At 70.8% G+C, this 19,090-nt stretch carries 13 protein-coding genes and 1 pseudogene; 2 read left to right on the top strand and 12 right to left on the bottom strand.

Annotation, left to right across the window (positions count from 1 at the left end; translation table 11 throughout):
* Positions 1-5: 5 nt before the first annotated feature.
* Together N5I75_RS25630 and N5I75_RS25625 are read left to right on the top strand one after the other, a co-directional pair.
* Positions 6-1,391: an OFA family MFS transporter gene (locus N5I75_RS25630; RefSeq protein ID WP_476681019.1), complete on the top strand. Its 1,386-nt coding sequence runs from the start codon at positions 6-8 to the stop codon at positions 1,389-1,391.
* 1 nt (position 1,392) lies between these two features.
* Positions 1,393-2,769 carry an OFA family MFS transporter gene (locus tag N5I75_RS25625; RefSeq protein ID WP_476681017.1) on the top strand — a complete coding sequence of 459 codons (1,377 nt, stop codon included), beginning with the start codon at positions 1,393-1,395 and terminating at the stop codon, positions 2,767-2,769.
* A gap of 63 nt (positions 2,770-2,832) precedes the next feature.
* On the opposite strand, the gene N5I75_RS25620 is transcribed toward N5I75_RS25625, so the two are convergent.
* The 12 genes and pseudogenes from N5I75_RS25620 to N5I75_RS25565 all read right to left on the bottom strand — a co-directional run bounded on the left by N5I75_RS25620 (position 2,833) and on the right by N5I75_RS25565 (position 19,061).
* Positions 2,833-4,014, bottom strand: coding sequence for a sugar phosphate isomerase/epimerase family protein (locus N5I75_RS25620; RefSeq protein WP_476681015.1), 1,182 nt, complete (start codon positions 4,012-4,014; stop codon positions 2,833-2,835).
* A 171-nt stretch (positions 4,015-4,185) separates the two neighbouring features.
* Positions 4,186-5,571 carry an alkaline phosphatase family protein gene (locus N5I75_RS25615; RefSeq protein WP_476681013.1) on the bottom strand — a complete coding sequence of 462 codons (1,386 nt, stop codon included), beginning with the start codon at positions 5,569-5,571 and terminating at the stop codon, positions 4,186-4,188.
* Positions 5,568-6,740, bottom strand: coding sequence for a metabolite traffic protein EboE (eboE, locus tag N5I75_RS25610; RefSeq protein ID WP_476681011.1), 1,173 nt, complete (start codon positions 6,738-6,740; stop codon positions 5,568-5,570). Before eboE ends, N5I75_RS25615 begins: the two co-directional genes overlap by 4 nt.
* A 3-nt stretch (positions 6,741-6,743) precedes the next feature.
* The gene (locus N5I75_RS25605; RefSeq protein WP_476681009.1) at positions 6,744-7,595 is read right to left on the bottom strand and encodes a TatD family hydrolase; all 852 of its coding nucleotides are present in this window, start codon (positions 7,593-7,595) and stop codon (positions 6,744-6,746) included.
* Positions 7,595-8,245 (bottom strand): EboA domain-containing protein, encoded by a 651-nt coding sequence (locus N5I75_RS25600; protein ID WP_476681007.1) that lies wholly within the window; start codon positions 8,243-8,245, stop codon positions 7,595-7,597. Before N5I75_RS25600 ends, N5I75_RS25605 begins: the two co-directional genes overlap by 1 nt.
* Positions 8,242-9,123 (bottom strand): sugar phosphate isomerase/epimerase family protein, encoded by an 882-nt coding sequence (locus N5I75_RS25595; RefSeq protein WP_476681005.1) that lies wholly within the window; start codon positions 9,121-9,123, stop codon positions 8,242-8,244. Before N5I75_RS25595 ends, N5I75_RS25600 begins: the two co-directional genes overlap by 4 nt.
* Positions 9,120-10,238 carry an SCO3242 family prenyltransferase gene (locus N5I75_RS25590; RefSeq protein WP_476681004.1) on the bottom strand — a complete coding sequence of 373 codons (1,119 nt, stop codon included), beginning with the start codon at positions 10,236-10,238 and terminating at the stop codon, positions 9,120-9,122. The genes N5I75_RS25595 and N5I75_RS25590 overlap by 4 nt, the downstream gene beginning before the upstream one ends.
* Positions 10,235-11,434 (bottom strand): annotated as a pseudogene (locus tag N5I75_RS25585) (inositol-3-phosphate synthase). Before N5I75_RS25585 ends, N5I75_RS25590 begins: the two are co-directional and overlap by 4 nt.
* A 251-nt stretch (positions 11,435-11,685) precedes the next feature.
* Positions 11,686-15,414 (bottom strand): ThuA domain-containing protein, encoded by a 3,729-nt coding sequence (locus N5I75_RS25580; protein WP_476681002.1) that lies wholly within the window; start codon positions 15,412-15,414, stop codon positions 11,686-11,688.
* A 221-nt stretch (positions 15,415-15,635) separates the two neighbouring features.
* Complete coding sequence (locus N5I75_RS25575; RefSeq protein ID WP_476681282.1) at positions 15,636-16,634, bottom strand: sugar phosphate isomerase/epimerase family protein; 999 nt, start codon at positions 16,632-16,634, stop codon at positions 15,636-15,638.
* Positions 16,635-16,711: 77 nt separating this feature from the next.
* Positions 16,712-17,860 (bottom strand): Gfo/Idh/MocA family protein, encoded by a 1,149-nt coding sequence (locus tag N5I75_RS25570; protein WP_476681280.1) that lies wholly within the window; start codon positions 17,858-17,860, stop codon positions 16,712-16,714.
* Positions 17,861-18,011: 151 nt separating this feature from the next.
* Complete coding sequence (locus tag N5I75_RS25565) at positions 18,012-19,061, bottom strand: substrate-binding domain-containing protein (protein WP_476681000.1); 1,050 nt, start codon at positions 19,059-19,061, stop codon at positions 18,012-18,014.
* Between the last annotated feature and the right edge of the window lie 29 nt (positions 19,062-19,090).

The raw sequence follows: 19,090 nt of genomic DNA, 5'->3' as shown, positions 1-19,090 counted from the left end.
CCGTCATGACGACCACCGAGCTGCCCGCCGCCGTTCCCTACCGGGAGGTGGCGGACGTCAACGGCCGGGTGTACCGCGTTGGCGAGAGCGACATCGACATCATGGGGCGCAAGCGCAGGTGGATGGTGATCCTGCCCTGGGTGGGCATGATGGGGATCTCCTCCGCCGAGTACGCGTTCGCGTCCGCCGAGGACACGCTGCACACCGCGCACCACTGGAACAGCCTGCACATCTTCTGGATGATGACCGTCTGGGTGTTCTTCCAGGCGGCCGTGGCCTTCCCCGCGGGCAGGCTGCGCGAGAGCGGCCGGCTTCCGGCCCGCTGGGCGATGATGATCGGCGCTTCGGGCACCTTCATGGGGTACCTGTCGCTGGCCCTGGCACCGCACGTCGTCGTCGCCTACATCGGCTTCAGCGTCCTCAGCGGCATGGGCGCGGGCATGGTGTACGCCACCTGCGTCAACATGGTGGGCAAGTGGTATCCGGAGCGCAGGGGCGGCAAGACCGGCTTCGTGAACGGCGGCTTCGCCTACGGGTCCGTGCCGTTCGTCTTCCTGTTCACCGGCTACATGGATCTGACGAACTTCCGCTGGGTGCTGCTGTCGGTGGGTGTGCTGCTCGCCGCGATGGTGGCGTGCGCCGGTTACTTCTTCAAGGACCCGCCGAAGAACTGGTGGCCCGCGCACATCGACCCGCTGAACCCGCCGAGCGACCCACGCGCGCGTAGGTCGCTCGCGAAGAACCCGCCGGCGGTCAAGCAGTACACCCCCATGGAGGCGTGGAAGACCGGCCGGGTGGCGCTGATGTGGTTCTGTCTCGCGTGCACCTCCGGCGTGAACATCTTCGGCATCGCCTTCCAGGTCGACATCGGTGAGGAGGCGGGCTTCGCGGGCGGCATCGTCGCCACGGCGATGTCGCTCAAGGCGATCGTCAACGGCACCGGGCGCGGCGTCATCGGCTGGCTCTCCGACCGCTACGGCCGCAAACAGTGCCTCCTCGCCGTCTGCGCCATTCTGGGCGCGGCGCAGTTCGGCATCCTCTTCTCGGCCGAGGCGAAGAACCTTCCGCTGTTCCTGACGTTCTCGGCGATATCGGGCTTCGGCGGCGGCGCCATCTTCCCGATGTTCGCGGCCCTGACCGCCGACTATTTCGGCGAGAACAACAACGCCACCAATTACGGGATGGTCTACAGCTCCAAGCTCGTCTCCGGACTCGGCGCGGGCATGGGCGCCCTCGTCGTCAGCGCGTGGGGGCACTCCGGCGCCTTCATCCTGGCGGGCTGCATCTCGTTCTTCGCCGGTTTCGTCGCGCTCTTCCTGTCCCCGCCCGGCAGGCGCAAGACCCGTGGCATCGAACCCAACCCGCAACCGCTCGGTGAGGAGATGGCTTGATATGACGGCGGAGCCCATCGCCGCAGGCAATACTGCACCGGCCCCCGGAACGAGATACCGAGAGATCACCGACGAGAACGGCCGCGTCTACCGCGTCGGCGAGACGGACCGCGACATCCTCGGTCATTCGCGCAAACTCATGGTGTATCTGCCATGGGTCGCGATGATGGCCATCAGCGTCTCGGAGTACGCGTACGGTTCGGCGGAGGACACCCTGTCCAGCGCCCACGGCTGGACGCAGTCGAACACCTTCTGGATCCTGAGCGTCTGGGTGTTCTTCCAGGCGGGCATCGCCTTCCCGGGCGGCTGGCTGCGGGAGAAGGGGATCCTGACGGCGAAGAGGGCGACCATGACCGGCGCCTTCATGTGCTTGCTGGGATTTCTCGCGCTCAGCCATTTCGGCAGTGTGTGGCTGGCGATCCTCGGGTTCGGTGTCGTCGGCGGCCTGGGCTCCGGCCTGGTCTACGCGACCTGCATCAACATGGTCGGCAAATGGTTCCCGGAACGTAAGGGCGGCAGGACCGGATTCGTCAACGGCGGATTCGCCTACGGGTCGCTGCCGTTCATCTTCCTCTTCAACTACGGCTTCGACACCTCGAACTACCACCGGGTGCTCGACATGATCGGCGCGTATGTCCTGGTCGTGGTGCTGGTCTGCGCCTTCTTCTTCCGGGACCCGCCGAAGAACTGGTGGCCCGCGGAGGTCGATCCGCTGGTGAAGTCGGGCTCCGGGAAGAGCGCGCGGAGCCTGGCGAAGAATCCGCCCGCCGTAAAGCAGTTCACCCCGAAAGAGGCCATACGAACCGGGATGCTGCCGCTGATGTGGCTGAGCCTGGTCCTTACGGCCGGGGTGTCCATCTTCGGCATCTCCTTCCAGGTGGACTTCGCCAAGGAGGTCGGTTTCGGCCCTCTGGTCGCGGCGTCCTCGATGGGCGTCATGGCCGTCATCAACGGCGTCGGACGGGCGGTCGTCGGCTGGCTGTCGGACATCCTGGGCCGCAAGTCCAGCCTCGTCTTCGTCATCGTCGTCCTCGGCCTCGCGCAGTTCGGCGTGATCTGGGCGGGCGACGTCCGCAGCGAATGGCTGTTCCTGTTCTTCGCCTTCCTGTCGGGCTTCGGCGGGGGCGCCTTCTACCCGATGTTCGCGGCGCTGACCCCGGACTACTTCGGCGAGAACTACAACGCCACCAACTACGGGCTCGTCTACAGCGGCAAACTCGTCAGCGGCCTCTTCGGCGGCGGGCTCGGCTCGATGGTGGTCGCCGCGTGGGGCTACAACGGGGCGTACGCGCTGGCCGGGGGCGTCTCCATGGTGGCGGCGGCGGTCGCGCTGCTGCTGCGCCAGCCAGGGCGGGAGCGGGGTGCCGCCGCACAGTAAGTACTGCCGCACATCGAGAGGGGCCCGGCTCGGCGGCCGGGCCCCTCTCGTGCGTGGGCGCGGTCAGCGCTTCTTGCGCAGGGCCGCCAGGTTGTCGTACCCGATCTTGGCATACCTCAGGGACTGGCCGAGATCCGTGGAGCTGGGCGCGTTGTCCTGTTCGACCATGGGGTTGCGGTAGTTCTTCTCGCCGACCCGGCTGAAGAAGGTGCGGTAGTCGATGACGCCCTCACCGAAGACGCCCATGTCGTAGCCTTCGCCGCTCGTCTCGTTGCGCGTGCCGTCCTTGGCGTGGAACAGCGGGTAGCGCTTGTTGTGGCGGACGACGAGCCCGGCCGGGTCGAAGACCTTCTCCCGCTGGGAGCCGTCGTGGGCGGTGTAGGTGTGGAACTTGTACTGCGCGACGTGCGCCCAGAAGACGTCCATCTCCAGCCAGACCGACCTCGGGTCGGTGACCTTGAGGAAGTACTCCAGCTTGCGGATGCCGGAGCTGCGGGTCGGGCGGCCCTGGGCGTCGAGCGGGCCGCCGTCGAGCAGGAAGCCGTAGGCCGCGTCGTGGTTGTGCGTGTAGAGCTTGATGCCGGCCTTGCGGGCGATGTCGCCGAGCGCGTTCCACTTGTCGGCGGCGACGTCCCAGTCCGCCTTGTAGGAGCTGTTGGTCGGGTCGCCGCCGGTGCCCATGTGGGCCATGCCGAGGATGTTGGCGATCTCCAGGTGCTTCTTGAACGTGTCGAGGTCGGCCGTGCTGAGCGGCCACGACGACGGGATGAAGCCGTGGTTGCCCTGGGCGCGCAGTCCGTACTCGTCGAGCCAGCGGCGCAGCAGCTTGGCGCCCGCGACGGATTCCAGGCTGGCGCCGCCGGGGGCGTTGGCGTGCTGGCCGTAACCCGCGAACTCGACCTGCTTGTACCCGTAGCGGGCCAGCTCCTTGAAGACCTCGCGGAAGCCGGAGGGCAGGTCGGTGGAGAGCGGGTCGCGGCCGGTCGCGTCGCGGACGGTGTAGAGGATGATGCCGCGCTTGTTCGCGGGCACCAGCTCGCTGCCGCGGCCGTGACCGCCGTGGCCGTGGTCGTGCCCGTGACCGCCGCCGGAGTGCGACTGGGCGAAGGCGGGCGAGGCGCCGAACACGGGCGCGGCGATCGCGCCCGCGGCGACGGCGGTGCAGGTGCTGAGGAAGCGGCGGCGGTTGACACCGAGACGCTGTCTGAGGGCCTCGTCGGTGGGGGTGTCCTGGAAGTCGGTCACGGGTGCCTCTCTCTTCTCGAAGTGCGGTGACGGTCGTCGGGGCCGGCCAGGGGGACGGTCGTCGTGCGGGTGAAAACGGCGGGAGCCACTGGCGCGTTGTCCGTGGCGCGTGCTTCACTCTCTGTAACTGGTCCTGGTCAGGGCCGGGCAGGGGTGAGGACTGTCTCTGCCTCAGCCCAGTCCGGCCAGATCGAGCAGCAGCGATTTCACTTGGGTGGCCGGGACCCGGCCGGGAAGTGCGTGGGGGGTGGAGCTGATGATGAGCGGACCTTCGTCGTCGCTCGTGGGGAGGCGGCCGTGGCTGCCGCGAATAGGTGAGGCGTCCAGCGGCACGACCGCCATGCGGTAGCGCATGCCGAGTTTCTTGCGGGCGAGCGCGGTCGCGGCCTTGACCTTGACGTAGGGGTCGAGGGGGTCCATGAAGAGTTCGACCGGGTCGTAGCCGGGTTTGCGGTGGATCTCGACGAGCTGCGCGAAGTCGGGCGCGCGGGCATCGTCGAGCCAGTAGTAGTACGTGAACCAGGCGTCGGGCTCCGCGATCGCGACGAGTTCTCCGGCGCGCGGATGGTCGAGGTGGTGGTCCTTCTTGCCCTGGTCGTCGAGGAGTTGCTCGATGCCGGGCAGGTCGGCGAGGGCGGCGCGGGTGGCATCGAGGTCCTCGGGGCGGCGCACGTAGACGTGGGCGATCTGGTGGTCGGCGACGGCGAAGGCGCGGGAGGCCATCGGGTCGAGGTACTCCATGCCGTCCTGCGTGTGCACTTCGAGGAGGCCGGCGCGGCGCAGGGCGCGGTTGATGTCGACGGGGCGGTCCGCTCGGGTGATGCCGTACTCGGACAGGGCGACGACGGTGCGTCCCTCGGCCTTGGCGTCGTCGAGGAGCGGGGCGAGGGCGGTGTCGAGTTCGGTGGCGGCGCGGTGGGCGCGGGGGTCGTCGGGGCCGAAGCGCTGCAGGTCGTAGTCGAGGTGAGGGAGGTAGCACAGGGTCAGGTCGGGGTGGCGGGTGGCCATGACGTGGCGGGTGGCGTCGATGATCCACTGGCTGGAGACGATGTCCGCGCCCGGACCCCAGAAGTGGAAGAGGGGGAACGTGCCGAGTTTCTCGGTGAGTTCGTCGTGCAGGGCCGGGGGCCGGGTGTAGCAGTCGGGTTCTTTGCGGCCGTCGGCGTAGTAGACGGGGCGGGGGGTGATGGTGATGTCGGTGTCGGCGCCCATGGCGTACCACCAGCAGATGTTGGCGACGGTGTAGCCGGGGTGGGCGCGGCGGGCGGCGTCCCAGAGTTTGTCGCCGGAGACCAGGCCGTTGTGCTGGCGCCACAGGAGGACGTCGCCGAGTTCGCGGAAGTACCAGCCGTTGCCGACGATGCCGTGCTCGGAGGGCATGGTGCCGGTCAGGAAGGTGGACTGGGCGGCGCAGGTGACGGCGGGCAGGACGGTGCCGAGCGGGGCACGGGAGCCGGACTGGCCGAGCGCTTTGAGGTGCGGCATGTGGTCGAGGAGACGGGGGGTGAGGCCGACGACGTCCAGGACGAGGAGCGGGGTGGGGCGGGTCTCCGTCATGGCAGCTCCTTGAGGCCGAGGTCGGTCAGCAGGTCGCGGGCGAGGGCGAGTTCGGCGGCGATGCCGTCGGCGAGCTGGGTGCGGGCCCGTGGGCGCAGTTCGGGCGGCAGCGCCTGCCAGGTGTACGTCTCCACCTCCAGGTGCTGGGTGAGTGGACGCGCGCCGCCGACGAGGCGGGCCAGCGTCGCCTTGAGGACGGGCAGCGTGGAGGTGAGCGGGGCGGCGGGAGCCGCGTGCAGGGGGACGTGGAAGTGGGCGCGCCACGGGGTGGCGTCCGGCAGGGCGGCGCCGTCGAGGGCGGGGCCGAGGTCGTCGGTGCCGTGCAGGGTGCCGGCGGTGACGGTGCGGGTCTGGTGCAGGAAGCGGGGTTCGTCGAAGGCGGCGAGGGCCTCGCGGACTTCGGGGAGATGGGGGTGTTCGGCATGCAGGGCGGCGGAGAGCTGCGATTTGACGACGGGGACACGGGCGGCGGCGAGGCCGTCGAGCGCGGTGTCGGGGTCCTCGAAGGAGGTGGCGAGGTGGCAGGTGTCGAGGCAGATGCCGATGCGGTCGGGGCGGGCGACGGCGGTGAGCGGGGCGATGGCGTCGGCGGTCGTCTCGACGGTGCAGCCCGGTTCGGGTTCCAGGCCGACGCGGACCGATTTCCCCGTCAGCTCCTCCAGGGCGTCGAGGCGTTCGGCGAGCGTGCCGAGGGCGGTGACCGCCGTGACCGCGCGCTGGTCGTCGTAGGCGGTGCGCCAGGCGAGCGGCAGGGTGGAGACGGTGCCGTCGGTGACGTCGGCGGGGAGCAGCGCGGCCAGGAGGCGGGCCAGGTCGCTGGTGTGGGCGAGGCGCTCGGGGTCGGCCCAGTCCGGTGTGTAGACGCGGTACTTGACCTCTTCGGCGCCGAACCCTTCGTAGGGGAAGCCGTTGAGGGTGACGACCTCCAGGCCGCGCCGGTCGAGCTCCGCGCGCAGGCCGCGCAAGGCCGCCGGATCGGTGATCAGGGTGCGGGCGGCGTTCTTGGCGAGCCAGAGGCCGATGCCGAGGCGGTCGCGGCCGAGGCGCCTGCGGACGGGTTCGCAGTGGTCGCGGAGCTGGGCGAGGACGCCGTCGAGGGTCTCGGCCGGGTGGACGTTGGTGCAGTACGCGAGGTGGACGGTGGAGCCGTCGGGGTGGCGGAAGCGCATGTGTCACGCCCCTCCGCGCAGGATGGAGTTCCCCTCGTGGGTCGCCTCCTGCGGGGCGGCCGCGTCGAGCTGGAGGCGGCCGCTCAGGCCGTAGAAGGCGACCGGGTTGCGCCACAGGACCTGATCGACGTCGTCCTCGGTGAACCCGGCGGCGAGCATCTTGTCGGCGACCTTGCGGGTCTTGAGCGGATCACTCTTGCCCCAGTCGGCGGCCGAGTTGACGAGGACCTTCTCGCTTCCGTACAGACGCAGGATCTCGACCATGCGGTCCTCGTCCATCTTGGTGTCGGGATAGACGGAGAAGCCGAGCCAGCAGCCCGCGTCCTTGGCGTCCTTCACAGTGGTTTCGTTGAGGTGGTCGACCAGGACGTGTTCGACGGCGAGCGCGGACTCGCGGACCACGTCCAGGGTGCGGCGCAGCCCGGCGAGTTTGTCGCGGTGCGGGGTGTGGACGAGCGCGGGCAGTTCGTGGACGGCGGCGAGCTGCAGCTGGGCGGCGAGCGCGGTGTCCTCGGCCGGGGTCATGGAGTCGTAGCCGATCTCGCCGACGGCGACCACGTTGTCCTTGACGAGGTAGCGCGGCAGGGCGTCCAGGACCGGGGTGCAGCGCGGGTCGTTGGCCTCTTTGGGGTTGAGGGCGATCGTGCAGTGGTGGGCGATGCCGTACTGGGCGGCGCGGAAGGGCTCCCAGCCGAGCAGGGCGTCGAAGTAGTCGAAGAAGGAGGCGGGCGAGGTGCGGGGCTGGCCGAGCCAGAAGGAGGGCTCGACCAGGGCGCGGACCCCGGCCGCGTACATCGCCTGGTAGTCGTCGGTGGTGCGCGAGGTCATGTGGATGTGGGGGTCGAAGATGCGCATCAGGACTCCTTCTTCGCGGGGGCCGTCAGGTTCTTCGCGGGGGCCGTCAGGCTCAGCACGCGGTGCAGGTCCTCGGGTACGGGGCGGCCGGCGGCGGTGCGCTCCTGGGCGAAGTCGTCCAGCATGCGCGCCAGTTCGGCGTCCCCTGCCGCGCGGCGCGGCAGGTCGGCGACGGCGTCCACGGGCACGCCGGTGAACAGGCACTTCAGGACGGCGTGGCGCCAGTCGTGGGCGGGCAGGTGCTCGGCGGCGTACGGGCCGAGGGCGGCGGCGACGAGCCGGGTGTCGTTGGTGCGCAGGGCGTCCTCGACCAGCGCCAGCCCTTCAGGGCCCGGGATCAGGTGGGGCAGGGCCGTCAGGACGGCGCGGCGTTCGGCGGCGGTGCCCTGCGCGTACACGCGGGTGAGGGTGGCTGCGTCGGCGCGGGCCGCGTGCAGCAGGAGGACGCGGGTGGCGTCAGCGTGGTCCTGGCCGGTGCGGCGGCCCGCTTCCGCGAAGCGCAGCTCCCAGGTGGGCGGTGCCTTCTCGTCGCGGGGCCCGGTGTGGGCGGCCGCTTCGGCGAGTGCCTGGTCCAGCCAGGCGCGGGCGGCTCCCGTCAGGGCGCCGTCGAGGTGGGCACGGAGCGCGGCGAGGGTGGCGGGCGCGGTCATACGCGGCCTCCTTGCGCTGCTTCTCGGCTTACTTCCCGCAGGAACTGGATGGCTTCCGCCGCGAGCTGGGGGCCCGCGTGGGAGTGGCGGGGCAGTTCGACCACGGTCAGGCCCTGGTAGCCGGTGGCGGCGAGGGCGTCGAGCACGGGCGGGAAGTCGATCTCGCCCTCGCCGAAGGGGAGGTGCTCGTGGACTCCGCGCCGCATGTCCTCGATCTGCACGTGCCGCAGCCAGGGCGCCGCCGCGCGGACGCAGTCGGCCGGCGGGTCGGGCTCCAGGCACTGGCAGTGGCCGATGTCGAGGGTGAGGCCGAGCGCGTCGGGGCTGCCCAGGGCGTGGCGCAGCCGGTGGAAGTCGGCGAGCGTCGCCAGGAGGTGGCCGGGTTCGGGCTCGATGGCGAGCGGGACACCGGCGGCGGTGGCGGTGTCCAGGACCGGGCCGAGTTCGTCGGCGAGCAGCTTCCAGGCGGTGTCCTGGTCCGTGCCGTCGGGGGTGATGCCGCTGAAGCAGTGCACCGCGTGGGCGCCCAGGTCGGCGGCGACCTGGACGGCGCGGATCAGCAGCCGGGCACGCGCCTGCCGGGCGTCGGGATCGGGGTCGAGGAGGGAGGGGCCGTGTTTGCGGCGCGGATCGAGGACATAGCGAGCACCGGTCTCGACGGTGGCCGTCAGGTGGTACCGCTCCAGGAGCCGGGCGACCTGCCGGGTGCGTTCGGCGAGGTCCGGGGTGACCGGGTCCAGGTGCATGTGGTCGAGGGTGAGGCCCACCCCGTCGTAGCCGAGGTCGGAGAGGAGGGCGAGGGCGTCGTCGAGGCGGAGGTCGGTGAGGCCGTTGGTGCCGTAGCCCCAGCGCGGGCGGCTCGGTTCGTGCGTGGTCACGTGACGCTCACCTTCTTCGCGAAGCGGCGGGCCAAGGGGGCGAGGGCGGCGGTGGCCAGAGCCGTCCGGGGAGCTCCCGCGCGGGCCGCCAGAGCCGCCTGGAGCGGGATCATGGCCCGGATCCCGGCGCCGACAGCGCGCTGCGTCAGGGGCGGGGACGGATTGAGGAGGGCGTGCAGGAGAGGGCGCGCGGTGGTCGCCGCGTATGCGGTGGGACCCGGCAGGCCGAGGAGGGCTGCGTCGCCTCGGCCCGCCGGGAGCTTGAGAAGGTGCCTGGTCAGAAGCGCGGTGGCGGCCAGCGCCGCCGCGGGTGCGCCGGGGGCGCCGCCGGTCGTCTCGTTGCGGGAGACCGTGGTCACGGCGGCGGTGTGGGCGCCCAGGGCCAGAGCGGCCGGGAGCGCTGCGCTCAGCGGGGCGGGAGCGAAGCCAGAGCCAGAGCCGGGCCCGGGGCCCGGGCCGGGGCCGGGCCCGAGGCCAGGGCCGGGGCGCCGATTGCGGTCGGCGCCGAGCCTTGGCAGCTTGGCCGCACTGGTGGCCGACCCCGCGTTCAGGGACCCTGCTCCGGACCCGGACCTTACTCCGGACCCGGACCCTGCTCCGGAACCGGAGCCGGACCTGTACCCTGCTCCGGAACCGGAGCCGGACCTGTACCCGGCCCCGCGGCCGGAGGCCGATGCCCCCAGGAGTACGTCCAGGGCTCGGGCCGTGCCCATGGCCGCTGGGCCGGCCGGGGTTTGTTTCAGGCCGAGGTCGTATGCCCAGACCGTTGCCGCCAGGGCCGCGCTCAGGGTTCCCGGGGTGCGTCCCGCGCGGAAGGCCAGGGCGATGCCCGCTGCCGTGAACGCGCCGGCTGCCGTCAGGGCCGCCGTGGGGTGGACGCGGCCCGACGGGATGGGGCGGTGGGGGCGGTCGCGGGCGTCCTCGGCGCGGTCGGCCCAGTCGTTGAGGGCCATGCCCGCCTCGTACAGGCACAGGGAGGAGCCGATGGCGAGGAAGGTGGAGCGGCCGGGGCGGGCGCCGACCGCCGCCGCGCCCGCGAGGGCGTCGCCGGGGACGGTGAACAGGGCGGGGAGGCGCAGGAGTTCGGCCCAGGCACGTCGTCGTCCCGCGCTCATCGTGGGTCCCGCAGTCGCTGGGCGAAGTCCACCAGCGCGGCGAACTGTTCCCCGAGTGCCGAGGAGGCGTCGCCGTCCGGGTCCTTGAAGTAGAAGCCGAGTTCCGGGCGCGGGCCGGTCAAGCCGAGGTCGGCGGCGCGCAGGAGGAGGCGGGCCAGGTCGAGGACGAGGGGCGCGGCGAGCGCGGAGTCGCACCCCTGCCAGGTGGTCTGCAGGACCATGCGGGCGCCGAGGAAGCCGTCGAAGGCGATGTGGTCCCAGGCGGTCTTCCAGTCGCCGAGCGCGGGCACGTCGTCGATGTGGACCTGGCCCTCGGGGCGCCGCCGAGGGTGTCGGCGAGGACGCGTTCCTTGCCGGCGTTCTTGGCGGCGGCCGCGGCGGGGTCGGCGAGGGCGGCGCCGTCGCCGCCGCCGAGCAGGTTGGTGCCGGACCAGGCGCGTACGGTGAGGGCGCGTTGCAGGAACATCGGGCCGAGGACGGAGCGCAGGAGGGTCTGGCCGGTCTTGCCGTCGCGGCCCGCGTAGGGGACGGAGGCGGCGGACGCCTCGGCGGCCAAGTTCGGGTGGTGCAGGCCCGTGGAAGGGGTGAAGTTGACGTAGGGGCAGCCCGCGCGAAGGGCGGCGGCGGCGTAGAGGGAGCTGGCCGGGAGTGTGTCGCCGTCGGCCGGTGCGGGTTCGGTCGAGGCGACGTTCACGACGACGGCGCCCGCCAGGTCCTGGGTGCGGATGAAGTCACGCAGGTCGGTGGCGAAGGTGGTGATCAGGTCGTCCTGGGTGCGGTCGTCGTCGCGGCCGGGCAGCGGACCACCGGGTCTGATCTCCCGGTCCGCTGCAGCCAGTTCGGCGGCGATCGCGGAGGGCAGGCCGTGGGGCAGGACGCCGCCCGCGGCGAGGTGTTCGGCGCGTTTGGGCAGCGGGCAGTCGTCGGTGTCGTGGCCGCCGAAGACGAGCGACGACAACGTTGGCAGACCGGCGTCCGCGAAGGGGGCGGTCTCGGTGACCATGCCGGTCGGCGGGTGCAGACCCGCGGCGACGGCGGCGCATCCCGCGACGGCGGTCGTGGCGACGGAGCCGCGGGCCCCCGATGAGCCAGACACCGTAGCGGCGGAGTCTCTGACGAGACGGGCGCGGAGGAGGAGTGGGAGGGGTGGGGGTCGGGGAGGTGAGAGGAGCGGCGGGGGACGGTTCGGCGGACATGGGCAGCCTCCTTGTCGAACACGAACCGGGGTCGTACATGAAACGGGGGTTGTAGGTTTGTACGTGATCAGGGGTCGTACGTGATGCGGAGCAAGTGGTGCCGGAGGCGGCCGGGGTGTTCGGGCCCCGGCCGGGTCGGGTGGGACGGTGGGCGGAGGTCCGGCGTCCTCCGCCCACCGTCGTATCGGTCGCCCGGGGCGGGCGGTTCCTGGCCAGTCGTCCGCGGCGGGCGTGCCCGCCGCGGACGGGGCTCACTCCGAGCTGGGCAGTTCCTTGAGCTGGATGTCGCGGAAGGCCACGTGGTCGGCGTCTCCGTGGTTCTGGATGCCGATGTAGCCGTCCGTCAGGGAGCGCTCGGGGTTCTTGTTGGTGAAGTCGTTGATCTTGACTCCGTTGAGGAACACCTGGAGGCGTTCGCCCTGGACCTTGATCTCGTAGGAGTTCCACTGGCCCGGCGGGCGCAGGACCTGGTCGCGGGCCTTGGTGTTGGCGGCCTTGAAGGTGTAGATCGAGCCCGTCGTGCGGTCGACCGCGTCGGTGGCGTCGATCTGGACCTCGTAGCCCTTGTTCACCGCGGACCAGGGGTCGTCGGAGGCGGGGAAGCCCACGAAGATCCCGGAGTTGTCGTCACCCTGCATCTTCCAGTCGAGCTTGAGGGAGTACGACTTCAGCTCCTTGGCCTGGTACCAGAGGAGGCCCATGCCGCCCTCGGAGTTCAGCGTGCCGTCCTTGATGCTGAACTTGCCGGGACCGGCCTGCTTCCAGCCGTCGAGGGACTGGCCGTTGAAGATCGACCGGTAACCCTTGTTCGGCTTGCAGTCCGCCTTGGCCTGGCCGGCGGCGTACTTCAGGCCGCCGAGCAGGTGGGTGCGGAAGGCGTCGTCCGCGTAGGACTCCTTGGTGTGGCCGAGGCCGGTGTAGAAGGAGCGGCCGCCGCCGTAGCTCTGGCACCAGGCGATCGGGTGGTCGCCCTTCATGTTCCCGCCCTGGTACGTCGTCTCGTCGAGGGTGGCGAGGACGTGCACCTTGTCGCGCGGGTTGGTGCGGTAGTTGTACAGCTCGTCGGTGCGCTCCCAGGCCTTGCTGAGGTGGGCGGTGGCCGGGTTGGCGCTGTCCTCGACGCGGACGGTGGCCTTCTGGATGGCCGGGTGCGAGTCGAAGTAGGCGCCGACGAGGCCGCCGTAGTACGACCAGTCGTACTCGGTGTCGGCGGCGGCGTGGACGCCCATGTAGCCGCCGCCACCCGCGATGAAGCCCTCGAACGCCTTCTGCTGGGCGTCGTTCAGGACGTCACCCGTGGTCGACATGAAGACGACCGCGTCGTAGCGGGCGAGGTTGTTGGCGGTGAACTGGGCGGCGGACTCGGTGGCGTCGACCGTGATGTTGCTGGTGGCGCCCAGTTCCTTCAGGGCCGCGATGCCCTCGGGGATCGCGTCGTGGCGGAAGCCGCCCGTCTTGGAGAAGACGAGGACCCGCTTGGCGCCCTTGACCGGAGCATCGTTGGAGATCTCGAAGTCGTCGACGTCGTAGAGCGCGCCGTCGCCGCCCTTGAAGACCAGGTACAGGTCGGTGGTCTTCTTCGGGACGTTGCGCAGGGGCACGTCGACGTTCTGGAACGTCTCCCAGCCGCCGGTGACGGGGACCGTCGTGGAGCCGAGCAGGGTGCCGGTCGCCGAGCCGGCGCGCACCTCGAGGAAGCCGCCCGCGCCGCCGGAGGAGATCCGGGCGGTGAGCTTCTTGGCCCCGGTGAGGTTGTAGGGGGTGAAGGAGATCCAGTCGCCGTCGTTGATGTCGCCGACGGTGCGGCCGCCGTTGGCCTGGGTCTTGTTCTGCAGCGTGGTGCCCTGCTGCGCGCTGTAGTGCTCGGCCTGGCGGTGGCGCGGCTGGAGCTGGACCTGGTCGTGCGTGGTCAGCGCGGCCTGGCCGCCCCCGCCGCCGTCGGTGTACTCGGCGTCGAGCACGCCGTAGATGTTGGCGTTGGGGTCGTGCTCGGCGTCGGCGGGCGCGGTGATGGTGCCTTCGCAGCCGTTGGCCGAGGTGATGGCGTGGGCGTGGTTGTCGTGGCCGAGGAGGTAGCGCACGGTGACCTTGGAGCAGTCGATCGTGCCGTCCTCGGGGTCACTGACCGCGACCTTGAAGGGAATCGTGTCGCCGAACTTGAACAGCGAACCGTTCGGCGGGTTCTGGAACTTCACCGAGGGCGCCGTGTTGCCGACGACGATGCGGACGTTGGCGGAGCCGGTGCGGCCCGTGCCGTCGTCACCCGTCACCGTCACCACGTACGTGCCGTCCTTGCGGTACGTGTGGCTCGGGTTCGGGCCCGTGCCCGTCGTGCCGTCGCCGAAGTCCCAGGTGTAGGTGATCGGGTCGTCGTCGGCGTCGGTGCCGGTCGCGGTGAACTGCGTGCGCAGCGGGGACTGACCCGACGTCTTGGACGCCTTCGCCTCGACGATCGGCGAGTGGCCGCCCGTCGCGTTCTCGATGCGGTACAGCGCCGAGTGCTCGTCGCCGCCGAACCAGGAGAGGCCGTAGTCGAGGACGTAGAGGGCGCCGTCGGGGCCGAAGGCGCTGTCCATGACCTGGGTGCCGGACCACGGGAAGTCGTTGATCTTCGAGACGTTCCCGGAGCCGTCCTGCTCGATCCGCTTGATCCACTGGCGGCCGAACTCGGTGGCGAAGAAGTCGCCGTCGTACTCCTCGGGGAACTTCACCGGGGAGTCGAGGTCGGCGTCGTAGCGGTAGACCGGGCCCGCCATCGGGGACTCGGAGCCGGAGCCGAACTCGGGCACGGACGCGTTGTCGTACGGGATCCAGGCGGGCTGGGCCGGCGGCAGGTCGGTCAGGCCGGTGTTGTTCGGCGACGTGTTCTTCGGCGCGTCGCAGTCGAACGCGGCGCCGGAGACCTTCGTGCCGAAGTCGTAGTCGACGTAGGCGTCGTTCGCGCCGGTGCAGTACGGCCAGCCGAAGTTGGCCGCTTTGGTGATCTTGGCGAACTCGACCTGTCCGGCCGGGCCCCGCTTGGGGTCGGCCGCACCGGCGTCGGGGCCGTAGTCACCCACGTAGACGGTGCCGGTCGGCTTGTCGACGCTGATGCGGAACGGGTTGCGGAAGCCCATCGCGTAGATCTCGGGGCGGGTCTTCTCGGTGCCCGGCGCGAAGAGGTTGCCCTCGGGGATGTCGTAGCTGCCGTCGTCCTTGACCTTGATGCGCAGGACCTTGCCGCGCAGGTCGTTGGTGTTGCCCGAGCTGCGCTGCGCGTCGAAGGCCGGGTTGCGGTCCGCGCGCTCGTCGAGGGGGCTGTAGCCGTCGGAGGCGAAGGGGTTGGTGTCGTCGCCGGTCGACAGGTACAGGTTGCCGTCGGCGTCGAAGTCGATGTCGCCGCCGACGTGGCAGCAGGTGCCGCGCGAGGTCTTGACCTCGAGGATGTTCTTCTCGCTCGCCTTGTCGAGGGTGCCGTCCTCCTTGAGGACGAAGCGGGCGAGCCGGTTCACGCCGTCGAACGGGGCGAAGTCGGCGGCGGTGCCGTTCTCCGGGGCGTCACCGGCCGGGGTGTTCAGCGGCGGCGCGTAGTAGAGGTAGATGAACCGGTTGTCCTTGAAGCCGGGGTCGACGCCGACGCCCTGGAGACCCTCCTCGTCGTGGCTGTACACGTCGAGCTTGCCGGCGACGGAGGTGGAGCCGCCCGCGTCGGTCAGGCGGAGCGTGCCGTCGCGGGAGGTGTGCAGGACGCTGCGGTCCGGAAGGACGGCGAGCGACATCGGCTCGCCGGTCTCGTCCGCGCCCTTGGCGAGGGTGACCTGCTGGAAGTCGGAGTCGGCGGCGGGTGCGTCCGGGTGGTCCGGGTGGGCGCTCGCCACCGGCATGGACAGCGCGAGCGAGGAGCCGACCAGGACGGAGCCGGTGAGCAGGGCGATGGTGGTGCGGAGTCTGGAGCGCCTGGTGGTGGTGCCGTTGCGGTTTCTGCTTCTGCTGCTGTGCACGAAGGTCCCTCCGGGAACGGGGTGGGCCGTACGGAATGGGTGCGGAGACGTGCGGTGCGGGCGCCGGGGTGCGCCGTCACCCCGGAGACGTGTGTGACCTGAACACTTCAGGGACGTTAACTCTGTTTGTCCGGGCCGAACACCCCGTGCGCCACAACTGGTTCAACTTTTTCCCAGTGCAGGACAAAGGCGTTCGGCCCACCGGACACCTGCGCGACGGATCAGCTGTTGAACGCCGCGTCGAACGACGCGCTCGGCGGCTCGAAGTCGAGCTTGCGCAGGTGGCTCAGCGCCTCGGGAGCGCCCTGGAGGCGGTCCATGCCCGCGTCCTCCCACTCCACGGAGATCGGCCCCTGGTAGTCGATCGAGCGGAGCATCCGGAAGACGTCCTCCCAGGGCACGTCCCCGTGCCCGGCGGAGACGAAGTCCCAGCCGCGGCGCGGGTCGCCCCACGGCAGATGGGAGCCGAGGCGCCCGTTGCGGCCGTCGAGGCGGCGCCGGGCCTCCTTGCAGTCGACGTGGTAGATCCGGTCACGGAAGTCCCACAGGAAGCCGACCGGGTCGAGGTCCTGCCACACGAAGTGCGAGGGGTCGAAGTTGAGGCCGAAGGCCGGGCGGTGGCCGACCGCCTCCAACGCCTTGTGCGTCGTCCAGTAGTCGTACGCGATCTCGCTCGGGTGCACCTCGTGGGCGAACCGCACGCCCTCCGCGTCGAACACGTCGAGGATCGGGTTCCAGCGCGTGGCGAAGTCCTCGTAGCCGCGCTCGATCATCGACTCGGGGGCCGGCGGGAACATGGCGACGAGGTGCCAGATCGACGAGCCCGTGAAGCCGATGACGGTGTCGACGCCGAAGGCCGCCGCCGCGCGGGCCGTGTCCTTGATCTCGGCGGCGGCGCGCTGCCGTACGCCCTCACCGTCGCCGTCGCCCCAGATGCGCGCGGGCAGGATCGCCTCGTGGCGCTCGTCGATGATGGCGTCGCAGACGGCCTGGCCGACCAGATGGTTGGAGATGGCGAAGCACTTGAGGCCGTAACGGTCGAGCAGCGCGTGGCGGCCCTTGACGTAATCGGGGTTCGCGAGGGCCTTGTCGACCTCGAAGTGGTCGCCCCAGCAAGCGAGTTCGAGGCCGTCGTAGCCGAAGTCGCGGGCGTGGCGGCAGACCTCTTCGAGCGGGAGATCCGCCCATTGGCCGGTGAACAGGGTGAACTGGCGTGGCACGGTCGTCAAGCCTCCTGAGCGTGGACGAGGTCAAACCTGGACGAGGTCAAACCTGGCGAGATCAAGCCGGGACGAGGTCAAGCCTGGACGAGGGTGTAGACGGAGTTCTTCGCCGCGCTCTCCTCGACCGCCGCGAGGACGCGCTGCACCTGAAGGCCGTCGGCGAACGACGGCGCGGGCGTGGCGCGCTCCGCGATGGCGTGGACGAGGTCGCGGGCCTGGTGCACGAAGGTGTGCTCGTAGCCGAGGCCGTGGCCCGGCGGCCACCACGCCTCCAGGTAGGGGTGGTCGGGTTCGGTGACGAGGATGCGGCGGAAGCCCGCGCTGGCGCTCGGCTCGGTCTGGTCGTGGAAGGACAGCTCGTTCAGGCGCTCCAGGTCGAAGGCGAGGGAGCCGCGTTCGCCGTTCAGCTCGACCTTCAACGCGTTCTTGCGGCCCGTGGCGAACCGGGTGGCCTCGAAGGAGGCGAGGGCGCCGGAGGCGAAGCGGCCGGTGAAGACGGCCGCGTCATCGACGGTGACCTGCCCGAACCGCCCTCCGCCGGTCCCGGAGAGCCCGGACGACGAGCCCTCCACCAAAGGCCGCTCCCGTACGAACGTCTCCGTGAGCGCCGAGACCCCCGCGACCGGCTCCCCCGCCACGTACTGGGCGAGGTCGACGGCGTGCGCGCCGAGGTCGCCGAGTGCGCCGGAGCCCGCGTACGGCTTCTGCAGCCGCCACGTCAGCGGGAACGCCGGGTCGACGAGCCAGTCCTGGAGGTAGCTGACGCGGACGTGGCGCAGGGTGCCGACGCGGCCCTCCGCGACCATGCGGCGGGCGAGGGCGATGGCGGGGACGCGGCGGTAGTTGAAGCCGGTCATCGCCACCTGCCCGCGCGACGCCGCCAGCTCGGCGACCTCCGTCATCGCCTCCGCCTCGTCGACGGAGTTGGCGAGGGGCTTCTCGCACAGCACGTGCTTGCCCGCCTCGAGCGCCGCGACGGCGATCTCGGCGTGGCTGTCGCCGGGGGTGCAGATGTCGACGAGGTCGACGTCGTCCCGCTCGATCAGCGCCCGCCAGTCGGTCTCGGCTGCGGCCCAGCCGAGCCGGTCGGCGGCGGCGCGCACGGCCGCGCCGTCACGGCCGCAGACCGCGGCGAGCCGCGGGGTCAGCGGCAGGTCGAAGACCCGGCCCACGGTGCGCCACCCCTGGGAGTGGGCGGCGCCCATGAACGCGTAGCCGACCATGCCGACCCCGAGGACCGGCTTCACCTCGCCGTCGCCGTCGCCGTCGTCGCCGCCGCCCGTAACCCGAGCCGTCGTACCCGTGCTGCTGCCTGCCATGCGGAAGTCCTCCTGGTCCACGCGGTGATCGCCCGATGCCTCGTGCCGGCGCCCGTCACTTGAATCCGGTGGGCATGTACTTGGCGACGTTCTCCTTGTCGACGACGGCGGAGAACAGGGTCACGTGGGCGGGGATCTCGAACTCGGCCATGCCGCTGATGCCCTTGCCCTGGCCGAGCGCGCGGGCCAGGTCGATGGCGGAGGCGGCCATGGTCGGCGGGTAGAGGACGGTGGCCTTCAGGACGCTGTCGTCGGCCTCGATGGCCTGCATCGCGGAGAGGGCGCCCGCGCCGCCGACCATGAGGAAGTCGTCGCGGCCCGCCTGCTTGATGGCGCGCAGGGCGCCGACGCCCTGGTCGTCGTCGTGGTTCCACATGGCGTCGAAGCTCTTCTGCGCCTGGAGGAGCTGGGCCATCTTGGCCTGGCCGGACTCGACGGTGAACTCGGCGGCCTGCCGTGCGACCTTCTCGATGTTCGGGTAGTTCTTCAGCGCGTCGTCGAAGCCCTGCGTGCGCTGCTTGGTCAGTTCGAGGTTGTCGATGCCCGCGAGCTCGACGACCTTGGCGTTCTTCTTGTCCTTGAGCTTCTCGCCGATGTAGTTCCCGGCGCTCAGGCCCATGCCGTAGTTGTCGCCGCCGACCCAGCAGCGGTACGCCTGCGGCGTGTTGAAGATGCGGTCGAGGTTGACGACGGGTATCCCGGCGCGCATCGCCTTGAGCCCGACCTGGGTGAGCGCCTTGCCGTCGGCGGGCAGGATGACGAGGACGTCGACCTTCTTGTTGATGAGCGTCTCGACCTGGCCGATCTGCGCGGCCGTGTCGTTCGACCCCTCGGTGGCTTCGAGGGTGACGTCCGAGTACTTCTTCGCCCGTTCCTTGGCGTTCTCGTTGATCGCGTTGAGCCAGCCGTGGTCGGCCTGCGGACCGGCGAAGCCGATGGTGACCTGCTTGCCGGGCTTGTCGTCGGCGACCGGCTGGTCGGCGGCCTTGCTGCTGTCGCCCTTGTCGCTGGGCTCGTTGCTGGTGCAGGCCGTGAGCAGACCGCCTGCGGTGACGGCTGCTGCCGCGCCGAACAGGAGTCCTCTGCGGCTCGTGGTCTCTGGCATGGCGTCGTCCCTTCCCGGGGCTTCGAAAA

It is taken from the genome of Streptomyces sp. R818 (assembly GCF_056172735.1).
The sequence above is the reverse complement of the archived record's forward strand: the minus strand, read 5'-3'. Positions and strand labels throughout refer to the sequence as shown.